This is a genomic window from Exiguobacterium sp. AB2, from assembly GCF_000696055.1.
GTDB lineage: Bacteria > Bacillota > Bacilli > Exiguobacteriales > Exiguobacteriaceae > Exiguobacterium > Exiguobacterium alkaliphilum.
The window spans coordinates 17,443-27,015 of record NZ_JNAA01000038.1 but is presented as its reverse complement, the minus strand read 5'-3'; the positions used below and the strand labels follow the sequence as shown (position 1 = coordinate 27,015).

Genomic DNA, 9,573 nt, shown 5'->3' with positions numbered 1-9,573 from the left:
AACCTTTGTTAAGTGCTGGAGAGTCAGATTTAACGACTTTCGATTTACGTCCTTTACGGACTAACTGGTTGATAGTAGGCATCTTTGAAGATCCTCCCTTCCTGAATTGTGCTATTTTCTAGACCCACCGACCCGGGTGGTTCATTTAAGGTCATAACGAAACGCTTTTACGAGGCGTAGGCATTCCATGACCTCGCAAAAACGTGAGTTATACCTTGAAAGTGGCAAAGATAGCAGCCAAATCCTTCCGAAGAAAGATCGGGTGACGTCCAAGTAGCTTGCCGACTGCTGGACACCGTTGTCTACGACAACAACCGATTGGCGGCACTAAATCATAGTAGCACCGCCAATGAATGCTGTCAAGACGTTTTTATTCCACTGTCGTGTCTTCGAGAGCGACTTCTGCCTTGTCCTCTTTGAGCTGGACATCGCGGTAAACCGGCATCCCTGTACCAGCAGGAACGAGCTTACCGATGATGACGTTCTCTTTGAGACCGAGGAGATAGTCACGCTTACCTTTGATGGCAGCGTCTGTCAACACGCGAGTCGTTTCTTGGAACGAAGCGGCCGAGAGGAACGAATCTGTCTCGAGCGACGCTTTCGTGATTCCGAGAAGGACCGGTTTGGCCGTCGCCGGGCTCTTGCCGTCGCGGAGAGCATCTTTACATGCCTCTTTGAAGACGCTGATATCGACGAGTGAACCTGGGAGAAGCGGCGTGTCACCTGATTCGATGACTTTGACGCGACGAAGCATTTGGCGAACCATGACCTCGACGTGCTTATCGCCGATTTCTACCCCTTGCATCCGGTATACTTTTTGAACTTCTTGGAGAAGATAGTTCTGAACACCCGATACACCACGGACGGTGAGCAATTCTTTCGGATCGATCGAACCTTCCGTGAAGACTTCCCCAGCATCGACCGTATCGCCGATTTGGACACGGAGACGTGCTCCGAACGGAATCGTGTACGAACGTGTTTCGCTGAGCCCTTCGACTGTGAGTTCACGCTTGTCGCGCGACTCGGTGAAGTCGATGACCGTACCCGGGATTTCCGAGATGACCGCTTGACCTTTCGGGTTACGGGCCTCGAATACCTCTTGGATACGCGGAAGACCTTGTGTGATATCATCTCCGGCTACACCACCTGTGTGGAAGGTACGCATCGTAAGCTGCGTTCCTGGCTCACCGATTGATTGCGCGGCGATGATTCCGACAGCTTCCCCGACTTCGACGTTCGAACCGGTCGCCAAGTTGCGTCCGTAACACTTCTTACATACGCCGTGTGACGTGTTACATGTGAAGGCAGTACGGATTTCAACGCGCTCAACGCCAGCATCGACGATTTCACGGGCAAGCTCTTCGGTGATGAGTTGGTTCTTCTCGACCATGACTTCTCCCGTTTCCGGATGTGCCACTGTCTCGAACGATGTACGGCCGACGAGGCGGTCATACAAGCTTTCGATTTCTTCCGTGCCTTCGCGGAGAGCGGCGACGCGGATTCCGCGGTCCGTTCCACAATCTTCTTCACGGATGATGACATCTTGGGCAACGTCGACGAGACGACGCGTCAAGTAACCTGAGTCAGCCGTCTTAAGGGCTGTATCGGCAAGACCTTTACGCGCACCGTGCGTCGAGATGAAGTACTCTTGAACCGTCAGTCCCTCACGGAACGACGATTTGATCGGAAGTTCGATGATGCGGCCAGATGGAGCGGCCATCAAACCACGCATCCCTGCGAGCTGCGTGAAGTTGGACGCGTTACCACGGGCACCAGAATCAGACATCATGAAGATCGGGTTCAAGCGGTTGAGGGATTTCATCAAGCGTGACTGAATCTCATCTTTCGCTTCGTTCCACGACCGGACGACACGCTCATAGCGCTCATCTTCAGTGATGAGACCACGGCGGAACGATTTCATGATTTGGTCGACTTGTTTCTGTGCTTCATCGAGGATTTCTTGTTTATCCGGAAGAACGATGATGTCCGAGATCCCGACCGTCACACCCGCTTTTGTCGAGTGTTTGAAGCCGAGGTCTTTCATCCGGTCAAGCATGCGGCTTGTTTCAGTCGTTTCAAACTTCTGGAACACTTCCGCGATGACTTTTCCAAGGAATCCTTTTTTGAACGGCTCGACGAGTGGACGTGCGGCGATTTCTTCCGCGACGTTCGCACCTTTGTCGATGAAGTACTTGTCAGGTGTTGCTTCCTGCAAGTTTTCCATTGACGGCTCGTTCAAGTATGGGAACGTGTTCGGCAAGATTTCGTTAAAGATCATCTTTCCGACCGTCGTGATCAATAGTTTCTCATTTTGTTCGTCAGTGAACGTCGGGTTGTTGAGTGTCCGCGCCGGAACCGCCACACGCGAGTGCAAGTGGACGTAACCGTTTTGGTACGCGATGAGTGCTTCGTTGACGTTCGACATGATCTTCCCTTGACCGATGGCATCGTCGCGCTCAAGCGAGATGTAGTAGTTACCGAGGACCATATCCTGCGATGGTGTAACGACTGGTTTTCCATCTTTCGGGTTCAAAATGTTTTGTGCTGCGAGCATGAGAAGACGAGCTTCCGCTTGCGCTTCTGCAGAAAGTGGTACGTGAACCGCCATTTGGTCACCATCGAAGTCGGCGTTGTAAGCCGTACATACGAGCGGGTGAAGGCGAATCGCGCGACCTTCGACGAGAATCGGTTCGAAAGCTTGAATCCCTAGGCGGTGAAGCGTCGGGGCACGGTTCAAGAGAACCGGATGCTCACGGATGACTTCTTCGAGGACGCCCCAGATTTCTGGTTGCATCTTCTCAATCTTACGTTTGGCGTTCTTGATGTTCGACGCGATGCCGCGACCGACGAGTTCTTTCATCACGAACGGCTTAAAGAGTTCGAGTGCCATCTCTTTCGGGAGACCACACTGGTACATCTTCAAGTTTGGTCCAACGACGATAACCGAACGTCCTGAGTAGTCGACCCGTTTACCAAGAAGGTTTTGACGGAAACGACCCTGTTTCCCTTTCAACATGTGTGAAAGTGATTTGAGCGGACGGTTACCAGGACCTGTGACCGGACGTCCACGACGACCGTTATCAATCAAAGCGTCAACCGCTTCTTGAAGCATACGCTTCTCGTTTTGCACGATGATGTTCGGCGCGCCGAGGTCGAGCAAACGTTTGAGACGGTTGTTACGGTTGATGACACGACGATATAAATCGTTCAAGTCCGATGTCGCGAAGCGTCCACCGTCGAGCTGCACCATCGGGCGAAGCTCTGGCGGGATGACAGGAAGTACTTCAAGGATCATCCAGTCTGGATTGTTCCCTGACGTGAAGAATGCATCGAGCACTTCAAGACGTTTAATCGCACGTGTACGACGTTGGCCTTGAACCGTCTTCAATTCTTCGCGGAGTTCTCCGACTTCCTTCTCGAGTTGTACGTCTTTAAGGAGTGTCCGAATCGCTTCCGCACCCATGTCTGCTTTGAAGTCGCTACCGTATTTCTCGCGGTAGAGACGGAATTCTTTTTCCGAGAGGAGTTGCTTCTTCTCGAGCGGTGTGTCACCTGGCTCGGTCACGACGTACGACGCGAAGTAAATGACTTCTTCGAGCGCACGTGGTGACATGTCGAGCACAAGCCCCATCCGGCTTGGAATTCCTTTGAAGTACCAGATATGCGAAACCGGTGCCGCGAGCTCGATATGGCCCATACGCTCGCGACGCACTTTCGCTTTCGTCACTTCAACGCCACAGCGGTCACAAATGACTCCTTTATAACGGATTCGTTTGTATTTCCCGCAGTAACATTCCCAGTCTTTCGTCGGACCGAAGATTCGTTCACAGAACAATCCGTCCTTCTCTGGTTTAAGTGTACGATAGTTGATTGTTTCCGGCTTTTTGACTTCCCCGTAAGACCACGAACGGATCTTCTCCGGTGAAGCCAAGCCGATTTTCATATATTCAAATCGATTAACATCTACCAAGGGGCCGACCTCCCTTTTCGCCTTATTCCTCTTCCGTAACAGTCGGTTGAACGACTTGTTCTAACGCCGATGTTGCGTTCGGGATGTTGTCGTCATCTTCATCTTTCATTTCGACTTCTTCATCGTCCGCAGACATCATCTTGACTTCCATACCGAGTGCTTGAAGCTCTTTGATCAAGACGCGGAACGATTCAGGAACGCCCGCTTTCGGAACGCTCTCGCCTTTCACGATCGCTTCGTATGCTTTCACACGACCGACCGTGTCATCCGACTTGATTGTCAAGATTTCTTGGAGCGTGTAGGCTGCGCCGTACGCTTCAAGTGCCCAAACTTCCATCTCACCGAAGCGCTGTCCACCGAACTGTGCTTTACCACCGAGCGGTTGTTGCGTGACGAGTGAGTATGGTCCAGTCGAACGAGCGTGAAGTTTATCATCAACCATGTGCGCGAGTTTGATCATGTACATGACACCGACCGAGACGCGGTTATCGAACGGTTCACCAGTACGCCCGTCGTAGAGACGAGTCTTGGCATCCTTGTCCATTCCAGCTTCTTCAATCGTTGCCCATACGTCTTCCTCACGCGCACCATCGAATACAGGTGTCGCCACTTTAATGCCGAGCTTCTTCGCCGCCATCCCAAGGTGGAGTTCGAGTACCTGACCGATGTTCATACGCGATGGTACACCAAGTGGGTTAAGCATGATGTCAATTGGTGTGCCGTCTGGCATGTATGGCATATCTTCTTCTGGGAGAATGCGCGAGATAACACCTTTGTTACCGTGACGTCCCGCCATCTTATCCCCTTCGTGAATCTTACGTTTTTGAACGATGTAGACACGAACCATTTGGTTTACGCCTGGTGAGAGCTCGTCACCGTTTTCACGGTCGAACACTTTGACGTCCAAGATGATGCCGTCGCCGCCGTTAGGTACACGGAGTGACGTATCACGGACTTCACGTGCCTTCTCACCGAAGATCGCGTGCAAGAGACGCTCTTCCGCCGTCAATTCCGTCACACCTTTAGGCGTCACTTTACCGACGAGGATATCGCCATCCTTGACTTCCGCACCGATGCGGATGATCCCACGATCGTCCAAATTGCGAAGTGCGTCATCCCCGACGTTTGGAATATCACGTGTGATTTCCTCAGGTCCGAGTTTCGTGTCGCGTGACTCTGATTCGTACTCTTCGATATGAATCGACGTGTACACATCATCTTTCACGAGACGCTCACTCATGATGATCGCATCCTCATAGTTGTAACCGTCCCATGTCATGAAGGCGACGACGACGTTACGGCCGAGCGCGAGCTCACCCATATCCATCGACGGACCGTCAGCAAGGATTTCTCCTTTTTCGACACGGTCGCCAGCAGCGATGATCGGCTTCTGGTTGTAGCATGTCCCTTGGTTCGAACGGACATATTTTTGAAGTTTGTAGCGGTCGAGGTCACCTGAAACTTCAGACCCGTTCACGTCAGACGTGCGACGGACCAAGATTTCACGTGCTGTGACACGCTCGACGACACCTGGGAACTTGGCGATAATCGCGGCTCCAGAGTCTTTCGCTGACACGTACTCCATACCAGTCCCGATAATCGGTGAATCCGGTTGGAGAAGCGGTACAGCCTGACGTTGCATGTTCGCTCCCATGAGGGCACGGTTCGAGTCATCATTCTCAAGGAACGGGATACATGCCGTCGCTGCAGAAACAACCTGTTTCGGCGAAACGTCCATGTAATCGACTCGGCTCGGCTCAACTGACAAGTTTTGTCCGCGGAAGCGGCAAAGAACTTGTGCGTCGGCAAAGTGACCGTCTTCCGTGAGCGGCATGTTCGCCTGGGCGACGACGTAGAGATCTTCTTCATCCGCCGTCATATATTGAATCTCGCCTGTGACGAGACCAGTTTCCGGGTCAACACGACGGTACGGCGCTTCGATGAACCCGTACTCGTTTACTTTCGCATAAGACGAAAGTGAGTTGATGAGTCCGATGTTCGGTCCTTCTGGTGTTTCGATTGGACACATCCGACCGTAGTGCGAATAGTGAACGTCTCGAACTTCGAAGCCGGCACGCTCACGCGTCAAACCACCCGGTCCAAGTGCAGACAGACGACGCTTGTGCGTCAATTCTGCGAGCGGGTTCGTTTGGTCCATGAACTGTGACAACTGCGAGCTACCGAAGAACTCTTTCAGTGATGCAATCACCGGGCGAATGTTGATGAGCGCCTGAGGTGTGATCGCGTTTTGATCTTGAATCGACATCCGTTCTTTTACGACACGTTCCATCCGCGAGAGACCGATGCGGAATTGGTTTTGGAGAAGCTCTCCGACTGAACGAAGACGACGATTTCCTAAGTGGTCGATGTCATCTGTTGTTCCGACTTCGTGAAGTAAGTTGAAGAAGTAGTTGATCGATGCGATGATATCGGCCGGTGTGATATGTTTCACGCTACGGTCGATATTGCCGTTACCGATAATGTTCAAAATACGCTCTCCGTCTGGGTCATCCGGTGAGATGACTTTAATCGACTGAAGACCGAACGGTTCACCTTCCGCGACGCCGCCTGTCGGCTCTGCGTCCATGTAGCCAAGGCCGTTCTCCAAATGCGGGAGGACGCGGTCAAGGTTACGACGGTCGAGTACCGTGCCAGCCTCTGCGATCACTTCGCCTGTTTCCGGGTCAACGAGCGTTTCCGCCAACTTTTGTCCGAACAAGCGATTCTTTAGATGAAGCTTTTTGTTCATCTTATAGCGACCAACGTTTGCGAGGTCATAGCGTTTCGGGTCGAAGAAACGTGAGACGAGAAGTGATTTCGCGTTCTCAACCGTTGGTGGCTCACCAGGGCGGAGACGCTCATAAATCTCAATCAATGCTTTTTCTGTCGACTCGGTGTTATCTTTTTCAAGGGTGTTACGAAGATATTCGTCGTCGCCTAAAAGGTCGATAATTTCTTGGTCCGTGCCGAATCCGAGCGCACGCAACAACACCGTTACCGGGATTTTGCGGGTACGGTCGATACGGACATACACGATATCTTTGGCATCTGTTTCGAGCTCGAGCCATGCCCCACGGTTCGGGATGACGGTCGCGCCGAAACCACGCTTACCATTTTTATCGAGCTTCGAGTTGTAATAAACGCTCGGTGAACGAACAAGCTGAGAAACGATGACGCGCTCGGCGCCGTTAATGATAAACGTTCCTGACTCTGTCATGAGCGGGAAATCACCCATGAACACTTCTTGCTCTTTCAATTCACCTGTTTCTTTGTTTTGCAGACGTACTTTTACGCGAAGTGGCGCAGAGTAAGTAACGTCTCGCTCCTTCGACTCATCGATCGAGTACTTCGGCTCGCTGAGCGAGTAATCGATGAACTCGAGTACGAGGTTTCCTGTGAAGTCAGAGATTGGTGAAATGTCCGTGAACATCTCTTTCAATCCTTCACGCAAGAACCACTCATACGAAGCAGTTTGAATTTCAATCAAATTCGGAAGCTCTAATACCTCACTGATACGGGCAAAGCTTCTTCTCTGACGGTGACGACCGTACTGAACAAGTTGACCAGTCAACTGATTCACCTCGCAGACCCCCAATTCTTTAGCGAATTTTTCGGGCGTAATAATCGAACATTGTCATTGAATGTCGCTCTTTTTTCGCGTCTAAAAAGCGGCAAACGCGGCAGTTCCAAGCGAATTCCATTCCAATGGCATTTTATAATGTTAGCATATACGTTATAGCGAGTCAACAAGACTTCGCCGTTTGTCAAGACCGAATTGCCCGGAAAATGAAATAGCCTTTTTCCTTCGCAAGCGTCTCGACATGACCAAACACGTCTTCAAGCAACTTCTTCGCAGAAGGTGCTCCTTGTTTCTTTTGAATGACGACATAGAGCGCGCCACCGCTCACAAGGTGATCGTACGCATCCCGAAGGATCGTATGGACCACTTGTTTACCGGCGCGAATCGGTGGATTGGTCACGATGGCCGCGAACCGTTCCTCTCCGACCGCATCGTAAGCATGACTGAGTCGCGTCTCAATCGTCACTCCGTTCTGGGTGGCGTTTTGTTCGGACAAAGCGAGCGCCCGCTCGTTCACGTCGACGAGGAGCGCTTCCCGCCCAGAGGCGTCGGCAAGCGAGATCCCCATAGGACCGTAACCACAGCCGACATCTAAAATGCGGCCCGAAACGACAGGCACTTCAAATGACTCGATTAAGAGACGTGACCCAAAATCGACCGATCCTTTCGAGAACACGCCGCGGTCCGAGGTGAAGCGATACGTCTTCCCTCGCAACTCATACGACCACGTCTCAGGGGCACTTTTCGAACTCGGATCGTTCGTATAGTAATGATCTCCCATGCGTTGAACCTCCTAACCCAATCTTCAAGGAAATAAAAGAAGCTCGCCACGGCGAGCTTCTATAGGTTGTGAAGTAAAAGTTGGATTACTTAACTTCAACAGTTGCGCCAGCTTCTTCAAGCTTAGCTTTAACTGCGTCAGCGTCTTCTTTCGAAACGCCTTCTTTGACTGGAGCTGGAGTTCCGTCAACGAGTGCTTTCGCTTCTTTAAGACCGAGGCCTGTAAGTTCACGAACCGCTTTGATGACGTTGATTTTACCAGCGCCAGCGTTTGTGAGGATTACGTCGAATTCAGTTTGCTCTTCAGCTGCTGCTGCGCCTGCACCTGCAACTGCTACTGGAGCTGCTGCTGATACGCCGAATTCTTCTTCGATTGTTTTTACGAGTTCGTTAAGTTCGAGAACCGTCATTGATTTGAGGTCTTCGATGAATTGCTCTTTGTTGAAAGCCATTATGGTTTTCCTCCTTTGATGTTGTAAACATGTTTAGTTACGCTACGCGACAAAAATTAAGCAGACTGCTCTTCTTTTTGTTCTGCGATTGCGTTTGTTGCGACTGCGAGCCCACGGATTGGAGCTTGAAGTACGCTGAGAAGCATCGAGAGAAGACCTTCGCGTGATGGAAGTTCTGCAAGAGCTTTCACTTCTTCAAGTGAAGTTACTTTGCCTTCGATGATTCCGCCTTTGAGTTCGAGCGCTTTGTGCTCTTTCGAGAAGTCGTTCAAGATCTTCGCTGGAGCAACAACGTCTTCTTTCGAGAACGCGACTGCTGTAGGACCTGTGAAGACTTCGTCAAGACCATCAAAACCAGACTGAGTAGCCGCGCGGCGAAGAAGTCCGTTTTTGTATACTTTGAACTCGATTCCAGCGTCACGGAGTGATTTACGGAGTGTAGTCACTTCTTCTACTGTAAGTCCACGGTAGTCAACAACGATTGTTCCAACGCTCGCTTGCATTTTCTCAGCGATTTCATCGACGAGTGCCGATTTCTGAGCTACGATTTTTTCGCTTGCCATGTGTTTGCACCTCCTAGTCATTTCTTGTACCGGACGAGAGGCTGCTCTTCAAAAAGAAATCCCTCGTATGAAGACATACGAGGGCGTAATTGTTTGAAAGTAAACCTGTGACAACAGGCTCAAGTTCGAGCAAAGACACCTCGGAAGGGTTTACGGACCGATGTCCACCTTCTGTCTGCGGTAATCCAACATATTCGGTTGAACGTGTCTTACTTTAACAGCGGTATC

Annotated in this window: 5 protein-coding genes, 1 pseudogene and 1 other annotated feature; all 6 genes and pseudogenes read right to left on the bottom strand. The window is 51.1% G+C overall.

The genetic code is table 11. The features are described 5' to 3' along the window. Positions 1-82 (bottom strand): annotated as a pseudogene (locus DI14_RS15185) (30S ribosomal protein S12); the annotation flags it as partial. A gap of 288 nt (positions 83-370) precedes the next feature. Further along, on the bottom strand, positions 371-3,970 hold the full coding sequence (gene rpoC, locus DI14_RS05635) for a DNA-directed RNA polymerase subunit beta' (protein WP_034806377.1): 3,600 nt from the start codon (positions 3,968-3,970) through the stop codon (positions 371-373). Between the two features lie 22 nt (positions 3,971-3,992). After that, on the bottom strand, positions 3,993-7,541 hold the full coding sequence (gene rpoB, locus DI14_RS05630; RefSeq protein WP_034806381.1) for a DNA-directed RNA polymerase subunit beta: 3,549 nt from the start codon (positions 7,539-7,541) through the stop codon (positions 3,993-3,995). 193 nt (positions 7,542-7,734) lie between these two features. Then, positions 7,735-8,331 carry a class I SAM-dependent methyltransferase gene (locus tag DI14_RS05625; RefSeq protein ID WP_034806374.1) on the bottom strand — a complete coding sequence of 199 codons (597 nt, stop codon included), beginning with the start codon at positions 8,329-8,331 and terminating at the stop codon, positions 7,735-7,737. A gap of 85 nt (positions 8,332-8,416) precedes the next feature. Beyond that, positions 8,417-8,782: a 50S ribosomal protein L7/L12 gene (gene rplL, locus DI14_RS05620; RefSeq protein ID WP_024372175.1), complete on the bottom strand. Its 366-nt coding sequence runs from the start codon at positions 8,780-8,782 to the stop codon at positions 8,417-8,419. 56 nt (positions 8,783-8,838) lie between these two features. After that, entirely contained in the window at positions 8,839-9,345 is a 507-nt protein-coding gene (gene rplJ / locus DI14_RS05615) for a 50S ribosomal protein L10 (protein WP_024372174.1), read from the bottom strand. Positions 9,346-9,390: 45 nt separating this feature from the next. Continuing rightward, positions 9,391-9,544 (bottom strand) — a sequence feature (ribosomal protein L10 leader region). Between the last annotated feature and the right edge of the window lie 29 nt (positions 9,545-9,573).